At 65.7% G+C, this 19289-nt stretch carries 12 protein-coding genes; 4 read left to right on the plus strand and 8 right to left on the minus strand.

Annotation, left to right across the window (positions count from 1 at the left end; translation table 11 throughout):
* Nucleotides 1–313 precede the first annotated feature (313 nt).
* The 7 genes from NNJEOMEG_RS09745 to aprB all read right to left on the minus strand — a co-directional run bounded on the left by NNJEOMEG_RS09745 (nt 314) and on the right by aprB (nt 9135).
* Nucleotides 314–874, minus strand: coding sequence for a MarR family winged helix-turn-helix transcriptional regulator (locus NNJEOMEG_RS09745; RefSeq protein ID WP_173083876.1), 561 nt, complete (start codon nt 872–874; stop codon nt 314–316).
* A gap of 121 nt (nt 875–995) precedes the next feature.
* Nucleotides 996–1664 carry a hypothetical protein gene (locus tag NNJEOMEG_RS09750; RefSeq protein WP_173083879.1) on the minus strand — a complete coding sequence of 223 codons (669 nt, stop codon included), beginning with the start codon at nt 1662–1664 and terminating at the stop codon, nt 996–998.
* Nucleotides 1665–1678: 14 nt separating this feature from the next.
* Nucleotides 1679–2884, minus strand: a complete 1206-nt coding sequence (gene qmoC / locus NNJEOMEG_RS09755) for a quinone-interacting membrane-bound oxidoreductase complex subunit QmoC (RefSeq protein ID WP_173083881.1) — start codon at nt 2882–2884, stop codon at nt 1679–1681.
* Nucleotides 2885–2896: 12 nt separating this feature from the next.
* On the minus strand, nt 2897–5182 hold the full coding sequence (locus NNJEOMEG_RS09760; protein WP_173083883.1) for a hydrogenase iron-sulfur subunit: 2286 nt from the start codon (nt 5180–5182) through the stop codon (nt 2897–2899).
* Nucleotides 5183–5188: 6 nt separating this feature from the next.
* Nucleotides 5189–6436: a CoB--CoM heterodisulfide reductase iron-sulfur subunit A family protein gene (locus tag NNJEOMEG_RS09765; protein WP_173083885.1), complete on the minus strand. Its 1248-nt coding sequence runs from the start codon at nt 6434–6436 to the stop codon at nt 5189–5191.
* 161 nt (nt 6437–6597) lie between these two features.
* Complete coding sequence (gene aprA, locus NNJEOMEG_RS09770) at nt 6598–8598, minus strand: adenylyl-sulfate reductase subunit alpha (protein WP_173083887.1); 2001 nt, start codon at nt 8596–8598, stop codon at nt 6598–6600.
* A 42-nt stretch (nt 8599–8640) separates the two neighbouring features.
* A complete protein-coding gene (aprB, locus tag NNJEOMEG_RS09775) occupies nt 8641–9135 on the minus strand; it encodes an adenylyl-sulfate reductase subunit beta (protein WP_173083889.1) in 495 nt (164 codons plus the stop codon).
* Nucleotides 9136–9619: 484 nt separating this feature from the next.
* Here aprB and NNJEOMEG_RS09780 point away from each other — a divergent pair, with 484 nt between their 5' ends.
* The 4 genes from NNJEOMEG_RS09780 (at nt 9620) to NNJEOMEG_RS09795 (ending at nt 16558) form a co-directional block, all read left to right on the plus strand.
* On the plus strand, nt 9620–11158 hold the full coding sequence (locus NNJEOMEG_RS09780; RefSeq protein WP_173083891.1) for a PAS domain S-box protein: 1539 nt from the start codon (nt 9620–9622) through the stop codon (nt 11156–11158).
* An 84-nt stretch (nt 11159–11242) separates the two neighbouring features.
* Nucleotides 11243–13561, plus strand: a complete 2319-nt coding sequence (locus NNJEOMEG_RS09785) for a glycosyltransferase family 2 protein (protein WP_173083893.1) — start codon at nt 11243–11245, stop codon at nt 13559–13561.
* The gene (locus NNJEOMEG_RS09790; protein ID WP_173083895.1) at nt 13558–15846 is read left to right on the plus strand and encodes a cellulose biosynthesis cyclic di-GMP-binding regulatory protein BcsB; all 2289 of its coding nucleotides are present in this window, start codon (nt 13558–13560) and stop codon (nt 15844–15846) included. Before NNJEOMEG_RS09785 ends, NNJEOMEG_RS09790 begins: the two co-directional genes overlap by 4 nt.
* Nucleotides 15847–15967: 121 nt before the next feature.
* Entirely contained in the window at nt 15968–16558 is a 591-nt protein-coding gene (locus NNJEOMEG_RS09795; protein WP_173083897.1) for a tetratricopeptide repeat protein, read from the plus strand.
* A 717-nt stretch (nt 16559–17275) separates the two neighbouring features.
* Here NNJEOMEG_RS09795 and NNJEOMEG_RS09800 read toward each other — a convergent pair.
* Entirely contained in the window at nt 17276–19213 is a 1938-nt protein-coding gene (locus NNJEOMEG_RS09800) for a peptidylprolyl isomerase (protein ID WP_173083899.1), read from the minus strand.
* Between the last annotated feature and the right edge of the window lie 76 nt (nt 19214–19289).

The following is a 19289-nucleotide window of genomic DNA, read 5'->3' on the forward strand; positions in this document are numbered from 1 at the left end:
AAAAATTCAGGAGGGAGGTGGCCAGGCTCCTACCCCGCAAGGGCTGACGGAATATGCATCAATGAATTTTCTAGCAGAATCCACTCCGTCGAGCGTCCCCGGTTCGACAGGACGGTCAGGAAACACAAGGCCGTGCTGGCGACCCCCGAGTCGGTCCAGCACACTCTGAAAAGGATATGGCACCCCTGAAGCATTTCCTGGCCACAGGCACACAGTCGCCTGCGCATGACTCGCTCCCTTCCTGCCCAGCTGCCCGTGCGTTCTGCTGGTTCGCGCGGTCCGACCCGTTTGCCGCGTCCACACACAAGGGGCCTCACGCGAGGCCATCCTCGGATTGCCGGGCTTCATCGGGGGATGCCTCCCCGCTCTCGCCGGACCAGGGTCGCGAAGGGTTCACGCCGCCTGGCAGGGCATCGCCCTCCAGACGCTCCAGAAGGGTCTCCAAGACTCTCGAGGCCTCGCCCAACCGCTCTTCGCCCATACCCGCCGTGATGCGCGCCGCCCAGGCCCCGTAACGGGTTTCGACGGCGGCGTAGGTCTCCTGCCCCTTGATGGTCAGGCGATGCAGCGGGGAGCCTCTGCGCGAAGGGTTCAGGTTCTTTTCCACATGCCCTGAGTCCGTCAACGCGTTGATCTGCTTCTGGACCCCCTGGCGGGTGAGGCCCATTGCCTCCGCGATGCGCGGCACACTCAGGGGCACAGACGCCAGGGCCAGAGCGCCCAGTACCTGCCACCGGGCGCTGGACAGGCCCAGCGGGGCCGTCAGGGCGTCGCCTGCGCGCAGAAGCAACCCGTTGGTGCGAAAGACCGCTAGACAGAGCCTGGACAGCTCCTGGAGGCGCTCCTGGCGCGTGCTGTTTTCCAAGGGATGCATGATGTTTTCCTGCCTGATTGACAACCGGTTGTCAATCGCCCTGTACAGCTGTGCCCACGCCAAATGAAAAGCCGCCCGGAGCAAGCTCCGGGCGGCCTCAAGAGGTCTGGAAAGACCAGGCCTACCAGTCGGACTTGGTGAAGGTGTCCTCCACGCCGAAGTCCACAACCGGCTCGGGCTCGGCGGCGGCGGCGCCACCGGCGGCGGCTCCGGCGACACCGCCGGCAGCCACGGTGACTACGCCGTGCTTCTTCACGTCCTCAATCATCTTGAGCAGCTCATCGACCTTGCCGATGTACTCGTTGACCTTGGACAGGGGGGCCACCAGCAGCTTCTCGCTCTCCTTCACGGAGGAGTCCTCGAAGCGCTTCACGGCGGCCTCGGCGGCCTTCAGCTTGGCCTCGGCGTCGGCCAGGGTGGCGGTCTTGGCGGCCAGGTCGGCCTTCACCTTGGCCAGTTCTTCGGCCTGGGCGTTCATGGTGGTCTTGTATTCGCCCAGCTTGGCGAACAGGGCGCCGATCTCGCTCATGGTGGCGGCGGGCAGCTTGGGGACGGAGACGTTCTTGCCCTGGGCGGCCAGCTGGGCGGCGTTCATGGCGATCACTTCGGGGTGCTGCTCATAGATCCAAGCCTTGGCGATGGCAGCCGCGAAAGGAGCCAACTCCTCGTCGACAACGGTGTCGGCCATGTAGCTCACCAGCTCGACCACGCCCTTCGCCTGGCCTTCCTTGTCCACGCCCTTCAGGTACGCCATGAAGGTGTTCATCGGGAAAACTTTCGTCTCAGCCATGGGAGTTCCTCCTCTTAGATCTCGAAAATTTTGTCTTCAACGCGCGAGAGGGGCAGCCTGCCGCTCATGCGCGCATACACCAGGGCCGTCGTGCGGTAGACCAGGTGCCCCAGCTTGGACCAGGGCAGATAGGCGAACAACATGAACACCGTGATCAGGTGCAGGTAGTACACGGGGTAGGCCAGTCCGGCCACGCCCGCAAGGCGCAGCAGGAACGCGCCCGCGCCCGTGGCGAACACGGCCCAGATCACGCCAAGCAGGTACCAGTCGTAGTAGCTGGAGCCCTGCTTCTGGGCGTCCAGGTTCAGGCGGCGGCGGGTGAGCATCACCAGTCCGTAAATGCCGCCAGCCATGCCCGCCACGGCCAGGAGCTTCACCGGGCTGTAGAGGGGCATGGGGGTGTCGCCCAGCACGTGGAGCCAGCCGAAGCCCGGCACGTAGGAGCCCCAGTGGGACACGGCCACGATGCCGGTGACGATGGCCAGGGCCACGAAGGAGAACAGGATGGCCCAGTGCCCCTTGAAGCGCTCTGTGTTGTCGTTGCCGCAGTCGTTCCACTTGCGGTGGGTGACGATCTCGTCGCGCACGACGTCGATGACGGCCTGGACCAGGGTGGGCTTGGAAGAAACATCGCCCAGCTCAAAGGTCTTGGGCAGCCCGCCGAAGGACTTCCACATGTTCATCACGCCCTTGTAGAAGCTCCATCCCATGAAGATGAAAAGGAGGATGAACGAGGGGTCGATGGTGGTGTCGCCGGGGAAGAGCTTGCCGAACCTGATGTCGCCTTCGGGGATGCCGAAGCCGCCCATGCGGATGATCCAGATCAGCGCGAAGTAGATGGCCGGAACGGCGATCAACTTAGGCAGATGCTTGGAAGAGCTCATCCACTCGCCCAGGCACTCGGGCCCCACCAGCTTGCGGTAGGTCATGTTGCGGATGGCGGCCAGGGTGTCGGCAGGCTTGGCTCCGCGGGGGCAGAGGTCCGAGCAGGTGCCGCAGTTGTGGCACAGCCACACGTCGATGTCGTTCATGAGCTTGTCTTTGAGGCCCCACTGCGCCCAGACCATCTCCTTGCGGGGATAGGGGTTCTCGGGCGGGGACAGCGGGCAGGCCACGGAGCAGGTGGCGCACTGGTAGCACTTCTTGACGGAGTCGCCACCGGCCGCCTGGAGCTCCCTGACGAAGCTCGGGTCGGGTTGTATCCGGACCGGAGAAGACATAAGCAGGGCCTCCTAGTATCCTTTGAACGGGTTGGGACCCATTTTCACGATCATGTCCATGAACTCGTCGATCATGGCGGGCACGGTGTCGTATTCGTCGATGGCCACCTGGAGCTGGTCGACGCGCTCGGGTTCAACGCCCAGGCGCTTGAGCGACTCGGAGATGTTCTCCTTGCGGCGGTTGCACAGTTCCGAGCCCTTCACGAAGTGGCACTGGTAGTCGTCGCCGAACTTGCAGCCCAGGAGCATCACGCCGTCGATGCCCTTGGACATGGCGTCGGCCACCCAGATGGCGTTCACGGAGCCCAGGCAGCGCACGGGGATCACGCGCACGTAGGGGCTCCAGGACTTGCCGCGAAGCGCCGCCATGTCCAGGGCCGGGTAGGCGTCGTTTTCGCAGGCCAGGATGAGCACGCGCGGGCCGCCCACATCCATCTTGGGGGGCACCTGCATCTCACGGATCATGGTGCCGATCATGTCGATGTTGTAGTTGTCGAAGCTGATGACGCGTTCGGGGCAGGCGCCCATGCACGTGCCGCAGCGGCGGCAGCGCGTGGGGTTGGGCATCGGGGTGCCCTTGGGATCGTCATCGAGCGCTCCGAACGGGCACTCCTCGGTGCAACGCTTGCACTGGGTGCAGCGCACGAAGTTGAACACCGGGTAGCTGCGGTCGCCCGAACGCGGGTGGACTGCCACGCCGCGGTTGGCGCTGGAGACGCACTGGATGGCCTTGAGGGCCGCGCCCATGGCGTCTTCGCTGGCCAGGGCCAGGCCCATGGGCTGGCGAACGCCGCCGGCGGCGTAGATGCCGGTGCGCCGGGTCTCGTAAGGGAAGCAGATGTAGTTGGAGTCCGCGTAGCCCTCGAAGAGGCCCAGGTCCGGGAAGGCCAGGCCCTGGCGGTATTCCAGGTTGATGGTGGGGGCGTGGGCCGTGGTGGGCACCATGGCCGTGGGCAGCACCAGCAGGTCGGCCTCGATCTCCACGGCCTCGCCCAGCAGGGTGTCGGTCATGGAGAGGATCACCGTGTCGGCGGGGCCGGCTTTCACGGACTCGATCTGAGCCTTGGAAAGCATGATCCCGGGGTTGTCCTGGGCGGCCTTGTAGTAGCGCTCGTTGATGCCGGGGACCATCATGTGGTCGTAGAAGATGTAGGCGGCAGCCTCGGGGTTCTTCTCGACGACGTAGTTGGCCTGCTTGAGCGCCACCAGCGACGACAGCTCTGAGGACAGGGCCAGGTGGCGCTGGCTTTCCAGGTCGCAGAAGGTCGGCTCGGCCGGGGCTTCCTCGCCCTCGGCGGGTTTGGTCTCGGCGGGGGCCTCGCACTCGACAGTCACGTCGGCAGGGCAAGCCTGGGTGGTGCACTTGTTGGTGTTGAGCAGGAAGGCCACGCGGCCGGGGGTCTGGCCGTCGCTGGGGCGGGCGATGGAGCCGACCTTGGCCATGGCTTCCAGCTCGGCCGTGGTGACCACGTTCTTGAGCTGGCCGTAGCCCAGGGGGGCCAGGTACTTGGTGTCGCCCTTGTCCCAGCCGGTGGCCAGCACCACCGCGCCGATCTCCAGGGTCTGCCCGTTGGAGAGCAGGGCCTTGTACTGGGCCGGGGCTCCCGAGAGCTTCTCCAGGGTGGTGGAGGTGAACACCGTGACCTTGCCCGTGTCGTTCATCTGCTTGATGAGCTTGTCCAGGCCGGGATCGACGGATTCGGTGTAGGGGTAGCTCAGGGGGAAGGACTTCCACATCCCGGCGACCTTGCCGCCGAGGGTGTCGGCCTTTTCCACCAGCACCACGTCGTAGCCCAGGGAGGCCGCGGCGGTGGCGGCCTGGATGCCGGTCCAACCGCCGCCCAGGACCATGATGGTCTTGAAGGCCTCGATGGCCTCGGGCGCGGGGATCTTGGACTTGGTCATCTTGGCCACGCCCATGAGCGTGTACTCGTTGCAGATGATCTGCATGTCGTCGATGCCCTTGGCCTTTTCAAGCGCCCCGGTGGCCTTGTCGAAGCTCCAGACGGCCTGCTCGCGCAGGTTGACGCGCTCCACCTGGACCGCGTCGCCGAACTGGAGGACATCCCACTTGGACCTGGGGGTGCAGGCAGCCAGGACCACGCCGTCCAGTCCTGCCACGGCGACAGCTTTCTTCACTGCCTCGACGCCCTCGGGCGAGCAGAGCACGGGGGTTTTTTCGATGACCGGGCACTGCGGCTGGTACTTGTTCTTCACCGCGGCGCACACGGCGTCCAGATCGACGGACTCGCCGATACCGCAGCCGCCGCAGACGTAAACGCCTATTTTCTCGGCCATGAATCTCTACCTCCCCGCAACCGTTTGAATGGCCTTGAGCGCCGCGCCTGTGGCCGACTGGGCCGAGCGCATGACGTCCAAGGGCAGCTTGGCGCAGCCCGTGGCGATGACGCCCGAGCCGTCCGAGCCGATGAAAAAGCCTTCCTCGTCCCGGGGCGCGTTCACGGCCACGTTCTCGCCGCTGGTGGAAGGCTGCATGCCGGTGGCCAGGACCACCAGGTCGAACTCTTCCACGTTCTTGATGCCGGTCTCAACGTTCTCGACCGTGCAGAGCACCTTGCCGCCGGGGGTCTCGGTGATGGCGGCAACCTTGCCCTTGACCAGGGAGAGCTTGGGATCGGCGGAGACTTTCTCCAGGAACTTCTGGTAGCGGCCGGGGGTGCGCAGGTCGATGTAGAAGATGGAAACCAGCGCTTCGGGCACGCGCTCGCGCACGTAGGTGGCCTGCTTGAGGCTGGCCATGCAGCAGATGTAAGAGCAGTAGTTCAGATGGTTCTCGTCGCGCGAACCGGCGCACTGGACGAACGCCACCCGCTTGGGAGCGGCCTTGTCGCTGGGGCGCAGCAGCAGACCGCCGGTGGGGCCGTTGGGCGCGCAGAGACGTTCCATCTGCATGTTGGAGATGACGTTCTTGAGCTTGCCCGCGCCGAGGTTCTCCAGCTTGGACATGTCGTAGGGCTTCCAGCCGGTGGCCTCGACGATGGCGCCCACCTTGAAGGTGACGGTGCGCTCCTTGTCGGCCAGGTCGATCGCGCCGTACTTGCAGGAAGCTTCAATCTTCTTGCCCTCGGCTTCGGAGCAACGGTTCTTCTCGAACACGTAGCGCATGGGAAAGGCGAAGATGTTGGGACGGAAGGCCACCTTGCGCTGACCCATGCCCAGGTCGAACTCGCAGGGAACCTTGGTCTCGGCGGCCTCGGCGCAGTCGCCGCAGGCGGTGCACTTCTCGTTGACGTAGCGCGGCCGCACGGTGACGGTCACGTCGAAGTCGCCGGTCTTGCCGGAGACTTTCACCACCTCGGCCATGGTGAGCACCTTGACCTTGGGGTTGTTGCGGATGCGCTGGAATTGGATTTCAAGACCGCACGAGGGCGGGCAGAGTTTGGGGAAATACTGGTTGAGCTGAGCAACCCTTCCCCCCAGGTACGGGTTCTTCTCCACGAGGATGACCTCGTAGCCCATTTCGGCGGCCTCGAGGGCAGCGGTGATGCCGCTGAAGCCCCCTCCGGCCACCAGAATCGCGTTGCCAGACATTGACACCTCCCTGCTCGGATTTGACCTCTCACGGTCAAACGGCCTGATCCGGGACGCCTAGCCCCGGCGCGCCCCGGATCAGACCGTTTGCTGACAAACGGCCGGCTTCCGGCTGGAAAACGGCCGCGGGCTTTCGCCCGCGGCCGTGCTTGGTCCGAAGCCTACTGGGCGTCGGGGATGATCTGGATGTAGGGACGCTTGAAGATCTTGGTCTCCCTGGTGGCAGGGTCGTACTTCGAGTTGACGAAGCACTTCCACTTGCTGTCGTCCAGGCCGGGGAAGTCGCCGCGGTAGTAGAAGCCGGGGTAGCGGGACTCCTCGCGGAAGGCGATGTGCTGCATGTGCAGGCGCACGGTCCACAGGCGGTGGAACTGCTCCCAGCAGCGCATCAGTTCGTGCAGGTCGCGGGCGGCCAGCTTCTTGGAGTCCTCTTCCAGCATGGCCAGCAGCTTGAAGCCGGTGCCCAGCAGGGAAGCGGAGGTGGTGTACAGGGTGCCAACGCCACCGCCGTATTCATCGGTGCACTTGATGAGGCGCATCATGAAGTTCTTGGGCGAGATGAAGTTGGGGTTGATGACGGGGTCGGTGGACACGCCCTTGTACTGTTCGAAGGTATACCAGGGCTGGTAGATTTCCTTCTTCAGTTCGTCGGCCTTGGCGGCGATGGAGGGCTTGTAGTCCTTGTGGTCCACGCACCAGCGCACCATCTGCTTGCCGACGATGCGGCCTTCAGCGTGCGAACCGGACGAGAACTTGTGGCCGGAGGCGCCCACGCCGTCGGCGCAGGTCCAGAGGCCGTTCACGGTGGTCATGCGGTTGTAGACCTTGCCGTTGTCGGCGCGGACCTTGTACTCCTCGGGAACCCAGTCCTCGTCGGGACCGGAGGCCCAGATGCCGCAGCAGCCGGAGTGCGAACCGAGCAGGTAGGGCTCGGTGGGCATGATCTCGGAGCCGGACTTCTCGGGCTCGATGTTCATGGCGGCCCACAGGTTGGCCTGGCCCACGCACATGTCGAGGAAGTCTTCCCAGGCCTCGCTCTCGAGGTGCTTCTGCTGCTCGGGAGTCATGGTGGCGAAGGTAGCCTGCAGGGCGCCCGCGGTGTCCATGTAAATGGGGCCGCGGCCGGCGCGCATTTCGGCGAGCATCATGTGGTTACGCAGGCAGGTCGGGATGATGTGACCCTTGGCGTAGCCGCGATCCTCGTAGGGCTTCAGCATGGCGCGGTTGGTGGAGCAGTAGTCCTCGCCCTTGGAGTTGGTCGCCTTGGCCTTGAAGAGCAGGAACCAGGCGCCGACCGGTCCGTAGCCGTCCTTGAAGCGGGCGGGCACGAAGCGGTTTTCCATCATGGTCATCTCAGCGCCGGCCTGAGCGCACATGGTGTAGGTGGAACCGGCGTTCCACACGGGGTACCAGGCGCGGCCGAGGCCTTCACCGGTGGAGCGGGGCTTGTACACGTTCACCGCGCCGCCGCAGGCCACGACCATGGCGTTGCAGGTGAAGATGGTCACCTTGTTTTCGCGGGTGGAGAAGCCAACGGCGCCGGCGACGCGGTTGGGCTCCTTGGTGTCGTTGAGCAGCTTCACGATGAAGAGGCGCTCGATGTAGCGGTCCTGGCCCAGGGCGTTCTTGGCCGCTTCGGCCACGATGCACTTGTAGGACTCGCCGTTGATCATGATCTGCCAGCGGCCGGAGCGGACGGGGTCGGCGCCGGTGCGCAGGGAGACGCCGGCGGCCTTGGACTGGGCGCCGTCGAGGTTGTGGCCGTGGGCGTCCTTGGTCCAGCAGGGCAGGCCCCACTCTTCGAACAGGTGGACGGAGTCGTCGACGTGGCGGCCCAGGTCGAAGATCAGGTCTTCGCGGACGAGGCCCATCAGGTCGGTGCGGACCATGCGGACGTAGTCGTCGGCGTTGTTCTTGCCCAGGTAGGTGTTGATGGCGGAGAGGCCCTGGGCCACGGCGCCGGAACGCTCCATGGAGGCCTTGTCCACCAGCATGATGGACAGGTTGCCGCCGACCTTGTCGGCCCAGCGCACGGCCTCGAAGGCCGCGCCGCAGTTGCCCATGCCGCCGCCGACCATCAGGATGTCGACGTACTTTTCTTCAACGACAGGTTCGGCGAGAGCGACGCCCTTCGCCTCTTCTTTCATCGGAATACGGGGCATTGATGTGCTCCTTATATTCTGTGGTTTCGCGCGAAGTGCCGCTTATTTGCAGAAGCCGTCCAGCCAGCACTGCTCGGTGCCCGCCTCGGTGATCTCGAACTTCTTGCCGAGCACGGCCTGGGGCTTGGCCAGAGGGCCGGCTTCGGTGAAGAGCAGTTCGTCATCCAGGTTGCCGGGCTCGGGCTTGCCCTCGTAGGGCTTGATCGAACCTTCGGGGGTGGTGCGGATGGGGAACTTGAAGCGCTTCACGTTGCCGTTGCGGAACTTCACGGTCCACATGATGGAGTCGGCCGAACGCATGGGGATGGACGTGCCGCCCATGGGAGCGAAGTCGGCGTAGGGCCTGGCCTCGATGGCGCCCTGGGGGCAGATCTTCACGCAGGAGTAGCACTCCCAGCAGGCCTCGGGCTCCTGGTTGTAAGCCCGCATTTCGGCCGGATCGAGGATCATCAGGTCGTTGGGGCAAATGTACATGCAGGCGGTCTTCTCGCCGCCCTTGCATCCGTCACATTTGCTAGGATCGACAAAGGTAGGCATACCACGTCCTCCACGCTAGTTGATGGTTGATTCCCTGTTCGCTGCCAACAAAAACGCTGTCGCCTGCCGAACCCCGAAGGGGAAAAAGACGCCCGGCCGGACGGTATCGTCAAGGCCGGGCAGAACTTCAAACCGGATCAGGCGCGGACACGGAGGACGCGGGACAAGCGCGCAAGCGAACGATTTCACGAACTCTCATGCTGCTTCCCCCACCCACCGTTAACCTCCTGGTTCAAACCGCCCGGACGGGCGGCTTGTGAGGAATGTAACGAGACACCCAGCCGCCGTCAAGCCGAAAGTGAAATATATTACAAAAGGCCTAAGTTACTGATTATGCTGTGAAAATCGCCTAGCCGGATCGCCGGAATTCTCGTCGGAAGGATTGCCCGACTCCGATACCATCCCCCAGAACCCATGGCAAGAGGCAAGGCGAAACTTTCCACGAATCCTTGCTTTCCGCCACGTTTGACGCCATAAAAACCCCGTGGAACTTCCCTCGCGCGACGCACCCCCGGGCCAGGCCAGGCTCCAGGCCCTCCTGGACGCCGCCGTGGACGCCATCGTCATCGTCGGCGAAGACCACCTCATACAAGACTTCTCCCAAGCGGCCTCCAAGCTCTTCGGCTACGACAGGCGCGAAATCCTGGGCCAACCAGTTGACATGCTCATGCCCGAGCCCTTCCGCTCGGCCCATGCCGGATACCTGCGGCGCTACCTGGATTCCGGCGAACCGCGCATCATCGGCCTGGGCCGCGAGGTGCCCGCACTGCGCAAGGACGGCACGACCTTCCCCGCCTACCTCTCCGTGGGCGTGGGTCAAGAGGACGGCAGGCGCTTTTTCGTGGGCATCCTTCACGATCTCTCCCGAGAAAAGGAGGCCTTCCGGCGCGTGCGCGACCTGGCCTCCCTGGTGGACTCCACCGGCGACGCCGTGACGGGCGAAAACAACGCGGGGGTGGTCACCTACTGGAACAAGGGCGCGGCCGAACTCTTCGGCTACACCGCCGCCGAGGCCCTGGGCCGCGACCTGGCCGAACTGCTCGTCCCCCCCGAACGCAGGGCCGAGTTCTCCACCCTGCGCGAACGCCTGCAAAAAGGCGAGGGGCCGCTGCGCGTGGAGACCGAACGCCTGGACAAGACCGGCAAGCGGCTCATCGTCTCCCAGACCGTCTCCCCCATCCGGGACGCCGAGGGCCGCGTGGCGGGGGCCTCCACCATCGCCCGCGACGTGACGGCCCGGCGCACGGCCGAACGCGCCGAGGCCTTGGCCAGGCGCGCCGCCGAGGAGGCCAACCGCGTCAAGGGCGATTTCCTCTCCATCGTCTCCCACGAGCTGCGCACGCCCCTCACCGTGATCCTGGGCAACATCGCCCTGCTCACCGACGGCGGCAACATGCCCGGGCCCGAGGTGGCGGCCTCCATCGCCCAGGACATCGAGGACAGCGCCAACCGGCTCCTTGGCCTGATCAACGACCTCCTGGACATCTCCGACATGGAGGCCGGGCAGGCAAAACTGCGCGTCTCCCCCGTCCAGGCCGACGAACTGGTGCGCGAGGCCGTGCTCGCCGCCCTGGACAAGGCTGACGAAAAGGGTCTGGCCATCACTTTCGAGGCGGCCCCCCTGGAGATCACCGCCGACCCGCTGCGCCTGAAGCAGGCCCTGGCCAACCTGGTGGACAACGCCATCAAGTTCACGCCCTCGGGCTCCGTGTTCGTGGGGGTTTCGCGCGCGGGAAACTGCGCCCTCTTCGAGGTGACGGACACCGGGCCGGGCATTCCCGACGACCAGACCGCACGCATCTTCGACGCCTTCCACCAGGCCGACACCTCGCACACCCGCGCGGCACAGGGCGCCGGCCTGGGCCTGACCATCGTGCGCCGCATCGTGGAACTGCACGGCGGCGTGGTGAACGTGCAGAGCGAGCCCGGAACGGGGAGCAGCTTCTTCATGGCCATCCCCCTAACCCCGCCGCCCGGTGCGGTGGCCTGCACACCGGCCGGACTGGATGACCCGCGAGACTAGCCTGGCACGCGAGACCGCTTCCCCTCGGGGCGCGACTCGTCTATCCATGGCGGGAATCACCCGAGGAGCCTGATCCTGCCGCCTATGCGAAACGCCCCCCTGGACGCCCCATCCCACGCCCTGCCCACGGCCATGCTCTGGGTCATGGGGCTTTCGACCGTGGGCGTCTGCGTGGCCTCGGGCCTGTACCTCACCCTGGACCACCAGCGCGTCCTGGGCTGGAGCCTGGCGGGTTCTCTTTACCTCATGAGCCTGGTGGAGCCGCGCCTGGGCATGGTCTTCCGGGTGTTCTTCCTGGCCCTGGGGGTGTTCATCTCCCTGCGCTACATGGTGTTTCGCACCACCGAGACGCTCATCTTCACCGGCCCCGCGGATTTCGCGTTCATGATGCTGCTCTACCTCTCGGAACTCTACGGAGTGATCATCCATTTCCTGGGGATGTTCGTCAACGTCTGGAGGCTGGACCGCAAACCCGCCCCTCTGCCTGAGGACCAGTCCCTCTGGCCCACCGTGGACATCTTCATCCCCACCTACAACGAGCCCGACGACGTGATCTTCCTCACGGCCCAGGCCTGCGCCCTCATCGATTACCCCCGCGAAAAGCTCGCCATCTACATCCTCGACGACGGCGGCACCCTGGCCAAACAGAACAACCCCGACCCCGCCGCCGCCTGGGAGGCGCGCGACCGCTCCGAACGCCTGCGCCACATGTGCGACGACCTGGGCATCCGCTACCTCACCCGCGAGCGCAACCTCAAGGCCAAGGCCGGCAACATCAACTCGGCCTTCATGGGCCACTCCTACGAGAGCGCCGCCCCGGGGCCGGACGGCGCGCTCGTGCCCTGCGCACCCCTGCGCACCACCGGGGAACTGATCCTCATCCTCGACTGCGACCACGTGCCCACACGCGACATCCTGCGCAACACCGTGGGGTTCTTCCTCAAGGACCCCAAGCTCTTCCTGGTGCAGACCCCCCACTACTTCCTCAACCCCACCCCCGTGGAGAAAAACCTCCAGACCGCCCAGGACTCGCCCGGCGAGAACGAGATGTTCTACGGCGCCGTGCAACTGGGGCTGGACTTCTGGAACGCCTCCTTCTTCTGCGGGTCGGCCGCCGTGCTGCGCCGGTCCATCCTGGAACCCCAGGGGGGCATTTCGGGGGAGACCATCACCGAGGACGCCGAGACCGCCCTGGGGCTGCACGCCAAGGGCTACAACTCCGTCTACATCAACAAGCCCATGATCTCAGGGCTCTCGCCAGAAACTTTCGCGGACTTCATCCTCCAGCGCTCCCGCTGGGCGCAGGGCATGACGCAGATCTTCCTGCTCAAGAATCCCCTGATGCAGAAGGGGCTCACCTTCGAGCAGAAGCTCTGCTACTTCAACTCCTGCTTCTTCTGGTTTTTCGGCGTGGCGCGCTTCTTTTTCTTCATATCGCCCTTTCTCTACCTCTGCCTGGGCCTGCGCGTGTACAACGCCTCCATGAGCCAGATCGTGGCCTACGCCCTGCCCCACCTGCTGGCCAGCTACGTGATCTCCAACAACCTCTTCGGGCAGGTGCGCCACCCCTTCTTCTCCGAACTCTTCGAGACCATCCAGAGCTTCTACCTGCTCCCGGCCATCCTGGCCGTGGCGCTCAACCCCCGCAAGCCCAGCTTCAAGGTGACTCCAAAGGGCGTCGCCCTGGAGACGGACTTCCTCTCGCACCTCTCCGCGCCCTTCTATTTCATGCTCCTGGTGTGCCTCTTCTCCTTCCTTTTCGGCGTTTACCGATGGACCGCCTACCCCATGGAGCGCGACGCCATCATCGTCACCGTGGCCTGGAACTTCTTCAACCTCATGATGCTCATGCTCTGCCTGGGAGTGGTCTGGGAGAAGCGCCAGATCAGGCGCTTCCACCGTTTTCGCGCCAAGGGGCTCGTCATGCTGGGAGACCCCGACTCCACGGACTGGACCCCCACCGCACTCTACGACCTCTCCCTCCTGGGCATGGGCATGCTCCTGGCCGACGCCTCGCCCTACGCCATCGGAGACAAACTCAACGCCCAGGCCACCGACTCCTACGGGCACACCTACACCTTCCGCCTGCGCATCGAACGCATCTTCCCCTGGGGCGGCATGCACTACGTGGGCACGCAGTTCATCATCCCCGACGACGAGGCCATGGCCTCCGTGGTGGCCTACGTCCACGGCGACTCGGCGCGCTTCGCCCATTTCGCCCGCAGCCTCTTCAACAAGCGCGTGGGGCTCCTCACGGGCTTCTACTATCTCATCGCCAAGAGCTTCCTGGGAACCGTCCAGAACATCCAGGGCATCCGCCGCATGATGGGCCGCCTGGCCAGGAACCTGGCCACGCGCGCCCTAGGCGTCGTCCTGCCCCAGACCGCACGGAGAGAACCATGATACGCCCCCTCTTGCTGGCCCTGGCGCTCTTAGCCATCGCGCCCCTCCAGGCATCCGCCGCGCAGAGCGAAGCCCCCGCGCCCGTCGCCTCCGCCGCCGTGCCCGAACCCGTGCGCAACACCGACGGCTCCTTCACCGTGAAGCTCCCCCTCACGAGCCTTTCGCCCGTGCGCAACGTCACCCTGCGGGGCGTCTCGGCGGCCTTCTCCTTCACACTGCCCGTACCCGAACGCTGGGAGGTGAAGCGCGCCGCGCTCACCTTCGGCTACGTGAACTCCTCTTCGCTCCTGCCCCGGCTCTCCCGGCTCACCTTCGCCGTTTCCGGCAAGACCCTGGCCCAGATCGAGCTGCGCCCCGAATCGCCCAAGGGCCGCGTGGAAATCCCCATCCCCGGTTCGCTCCTGCCCGTCGGCTACAACGAATGCACCTTCCTGGCCGTGCAGAGCTACACCGAAGAGTTCTGCGAATACCCCCAGCACCAGTCCCTGTGGACCACCCTGGAATTGGACCAGGCCTCCGTGGAGGTCACCTACGCCCTCAAACCCGTTCCCCAGCGCCTCTCGGCCGTGGCCGACTTCCTTTTCGACCCCCGTTCCTTCCTGGGCGCGGAGGTCCACGTGGCCGTGCCCGAAATCTCCGAGCAGACCGTGAAACAGGCCGCCCTGGCCGCCTCGGGCGTGGCCCTGCGCCTGGACTATCAGGCCGCGCGCCTCACGGTGTCCGACCGCCTCCGCCCAGGATGCGACAACATCGTCATCGGAGACGCCACCTTCGCCCAGCGCCTGCTGGGCCCCACCGCCCCCAGGCCCGGCGAATCGGCCATGGCCATCCTGCCCGGACCGCCCAGGCCCGGAACCAACGTCCCGGACCCGGACACCGCCGTGATCCTGCTTACCGGCAATCCCGAGGGCGTTCAGAAGGCCGTGCGCGCCTTCAGCTACCTCTCCTTCCCCTTCCCCGACACCCCGACGGTCGACATCTCCAAGGTGTCGGACCCCGCGCCCGCCATGCTCGAGGCCGCCCGCAACGTGAGCCCGGACAAGGAATACAGCCTGCGCGCCCTGGGCTTCGCCACGCGCACCTTCCGCACCGACCAGGCCCGCGCCACGCCCGTGGACATCCCCTTCACCCTGTCCTCCGGGCTGGACCTCAACCCCAACTCCTACGTGGCCCTCTCCCTGCACATGGCCTACGCCCCGGGCATGCGCGAAGACTCCGTGCTCACCATCCACATCAACGGCATCTACGTGGGCGGCGTGCACCTGGCCGACGTGAAGGGCGGCACCTTCCTGGACTACCGCGTCAACCTGCCCGTGTTCGCCATGCACAAGGGGTCCAACACGCTCACCCTCACACCGGTGCTCAACCCCCTCAAGACCAATCTCTGCGAGTTCTACCAGTCCGAGAACCTGCTGCTCACCCTCTTCGACGACTCCACCCTCACCTTCCCGGACCTGCCCCTCTTCGTGAGGCTGCCCGACCTCGCCCTTCTCTACCAGGACGCCTTCCCCTACGCCCGCTGGGCCGACCTGCGCGGCTCCACCCTGCTCCTGGGCGACAAGTCCCCCGAGACGGTGCGCGCCGCCGTGAACCTGGCCGCACAGGCCGCACAGCGCACCGGCCTGCCACCACTGGGCCTGGACGTGAGCTTCGGCCCCGAGGCCAAGGGCAACGTGCTCGCCGTCGGGCCCGTTGACGCCCTGCCCAAGCCCCTCGTGAGCGCCGCGCCCTTCTCGCTGCTCCCCCAGGGGCCGCGACCCTATCCCCAGATGCCCCGGCCCAAGGCCCGCGCGGACGACGCCGCCTCCCACAAGGCGCCCCTCTGGGCCAAGTATCTGCCCTTCCTCTGGGAATCCGGGCGCAAACACATGGAAGTGACCAGCTCCCTCTGGGCCGACGTGCGCAACGGCGCGTCCCTCACCCCCGGCAAGGGCGTGGTGACCCAGTTCAAGGCCCCCGGCTCCACCGAAGACACCGTGACCCTCTTCACCGGCGCGACCCCCGCCGACGTGGCAGCCCTGGCCGCCAGGCTCTGGGAACCCGCCGTGCGCTCCAAGCTCGACGGCGACATGGCCATGGTGGACCTCGCCTCGCCACAGCCCAGGGCCGTGACCCTGGACGTGGGCGAGAGCTACTACATCGGCCGGATCGGCGTGTCGCCCAAGCTCACCATCCTGGTGAACACCTATCCCTGGATCTCGCTGGGCGTGGTGGCCGGACTTCTCGCACTGTTCGCCTACGCCTCTTGGCGCGTGCTCAAGGTCTTCCGCGCCCGGCGCGGATGAACCGCCCTGAACGACGATGACTGATCCCAACGACCGCCGCCCGTCGCCGCCACCCCTCCAAACCGTGCGGACGACCGTCGACCCTGTCGGCCACGTCTCGAGCGCGAAGGACCTGTCGCCCATGTGGCGTCGCCTCCTCTCGGCTTTCCCCATGGCGGCGCTCCTCGGCCTGGCGGCCGCCATCGCCCTCGCCCAGCCCACCGTGACCCGGGACCCGTCACCCGACCACGCCGTCCGCGCCCCCCTGAATCAACTCGTAACGCCCGCCCCCGCCCAACCCGATGCCACCGTCCAGCGTGACGACTCCGGCACGCTCGTCTCGCCCTACCAGCCAGCCCCCCCGGGCCTCGCCATGGGACGCAACCAGGGACGCGCCTCCATCCCGCTGGACATGGAAAACATCAACCAAGGCTGGGATCACCTCAACGCCGGACAACCCGCCGACGCCCTGGCGCACTTCGAGAAAGCACAACGCTCCAAGGAACAGGGCCTGGCCGCTGAAGCTACCCTGGGCTCAGCTTACGCCCTCTGGCGGCTCGGACGCGAAACCCAGGCCGCGGAGAGCTTCAAAACCCTCGTGGATGCCGGCTTCCGCCTCCCCGAAACACTCCCCAACCTGCTCTTCCTCCTGCACAAACGCGGCGGCCCCAAAGCCGTGGAACCCTACCTGCAACTCCTGCCGGAAGAGGATCGCGCCCGCTGGCGCAAATAAAGCGGTCGAGCAGACCGAGTGGCGCCGGGTGAAGGTGGATCGCCCCCCCTGACGCAAGTGAAGCCTAGGCTCGGCAGGATCAGGCGAATCGGCCTGGCGGCAGACGGAGAAGCCCCCGGCGGCCAGGGCTCCGCCCTGGACCCGGCAATTGCTTCGCGGGCTTCACCGGGAAGGACTGTGTTGCCGACGCCTGGCCTCTGCACGGGGAGAGGCCCGGCTCCGGCCTGCAAGACCTTTGCGGCTGCGCCGCCTTTCGCGCGGGAATTCGCGCAAAACCGCGAATCCCCGCCCGGGGGGCCGTGGCGCTGCGCGTCAGATTGTCGAGCAAGATCCATTTCTTGGAATTTTGAGGATAATTCCTTGTTCATCGTCGCTTGCGACGATGGCAGTCCGCCGGGATAAGCGCTGCTTTAAGCGCGTTCCCGGCGGGTGTCTGCTGCTGTCCGGGCATCCGGGGTCTGTCCGCCCCCTCCCACACAGGCATACCCGGTGAAACCCGCGAAGCAACTAGGGATTCCAAAGGGCGTAGCCCTTTGGCCGCCGGAGGCTATTCCTCCTCCTTCTCCTTTTTCTCCTCTCTCTCCCTCCACCGCCGCAACGCCACCGGACGCCCACGCGAAGCGGCGCCCGGGCATGACTTCGTTGCGATTCAGGACAAAAAGCCCCCCGGCCGCGGGGCCGGGGGGCTCTTCTCATACATGGCGGATCGGGTCGTGTTCAGCCGCCGACTTTCATGCCGCCGCCCTGGATACCCACGGGGCCGAGGATTTCGGGGGCGACGATCTTTTCGGGGGTCTTCTCGTTAAGATAGGCCAGGTAGGCGCGCAGGAGCTGTTCGCGCTGGAAGGAGAGGGCCTGGTTCATGACCTTGGCCTTGTCGCGCTGCCAGTCGGCGTCCGGGGGGGCGGCGCGATCCTTGAGTTTGGCGATCACGAAAGCGCCGGGCACGGCGTAGGTTCCGGGCAGCCAGCCGGGTTCCTTGGCGGTGAAGGCGGCTTCGAGGATGGCGGTGGACTGTCCCAGGCCCTGGGCCGGGCCGGAGCGCGGGAAGGGGGGGGTGGTGGAGAAGGCGCTCTTGTACTGGTCGGCCACCTTGGCCTGTCCTTCGGGGGTGGCCAGCAGGGCGGCGGTTTCCTTGGCCTTGGCTTCGGCCAGCTTGAGGGCTTCCTGCTCCACGAGGTCGGCCTTCACGGCGTCGGCCACTTCATCCAGGGGCGGGATGTTCTCGGGCTTGGCTTCCAGCACCTTGGCGAGCACGTAGCCTTCGCCGGCGGCCAGGGCCTGGGGCACGGCCTTTCCGGCCTGCTGGGCGAAGAGGGCGTTGAGCGATTCGGTGGAGAGGTTCAGGTCCAGGGGTGGGCGCTGGCGGTTGAAGAACTCGGAGGTTTTGGCCTCGAGTCCCTTGGCCTGGGCCAGTTTGGAGGGGGCGGCGCCGCCGATGAGCTCTTCGAGCATGGCGTCCACGGTCTTGCCGATGGTTTCAGCGGCCTTGTCCTCGGCGAGTTCGCGGCGGATGTCGTCGGAGGCTTCCTCGAGGGAAGTGACGCCTTCGGCCTTCTTGTCCATGACCTGGATGACGTGCAGGCCGAACTGGGTGCGCACGAGGCCGGAGATGTCGCCCTTCTTGAGGGCGAAGGCGGCCTGTTCGAATTCGGGCACCATGGCGCCTTTGGGGAACCAGCCCAGGTCGTCGCCGTTGACGGCGGGGTCGCCCTTCACGGCGAGCACCTTGTCGAAGGCTTCGCCCTTCTTGAGCCGGGCGGCCAGGTCGAGCAGGCGTTTTTCGGCGGCTTTGACTTGGGCTTCGGGGGCGTCCGGGGCCAGGAGCACGAGGAGGTGGTTGGCCTTGACCATCTCTGGGTGTTTGAACTTGTCGGGGTTGGCGTCGTAGTAGGCTTTCACTTCTTCGACGGTGACGGCCTTGGGGTCTGCCAGGGACGCGGGGGTGATCTCCACGTATTCGATCTTCACCTCGGCGGGGCGCTTGTACTTTTCACGGGTGGCCTCGTAGGCCGCCTTCACCTGCTCGGGGGTGACGGTCACCTGGGCGGCGAAGTCCTTGGCCGGGAAGGCCAAGTAGTCGAGCACGGCCTTTTCCTGGCTGAAGTTGTAGAGCGCGCGGATCTCGGGTTCGGCCACGTAGACGGGCTGGGTCACGTAGACCATCATCTTTTCGAGGAGCAGATCGCGGCGCTGTTCGGCCTCGAACATCTCGGGGTTGACGCCGATGGACTTGAGCTTCTCTTTATAGAGATCGTAGTCGAATTTGCCCTGGTCGTTCTGGAAGGCGGGCACGCGGGCGATTTCGGCCTGGAGCTCCGCGGGCGAGACGTTCACGCCCAGCACGCCGGCCTGATTGAACAGGAGCTGGCGGAGCACCATCTGCGAAAACACCTGGCGCTTGAAGCCCAGGCGTTCCAGGTCATCCTTGCCCATGCCCGGATTCTGGGCCTGCACCTGGCGCACGAAGCCCTCGTATTCTTCGAAAAATTCCTTGGTCAGGATGGGTGTGTCGCCCACGTAGGCCAGCACGCCGCCTCCGGGCTGTTTGGCCTGGAAGGTGTAGACGCCGAAGAAGACGAACACGGCGATGATCAGGCCGAAAATGACCTTGATGACCCACGATTGCGAATGCTGCCGGAGAAAATCCAACATGTGAGGGGGCTCCTTGGGAAACTTGGCCTGCCGGGAAGAAAAACGGCGGCCGAGGCGCGAGGCCCCGGCCGCCGGA

Source organism: Fundidesulfovibrio magnetotacticus, assembly GCF_013019105.1.
Lineage (GTDB): Bacteria > Desulfobacterota > Desulfovibrionia > Desulfovibrionales > Desulfovibrionaceae > Fundidesulfovibrio > Fundidesulfovibrio magnetotacticus.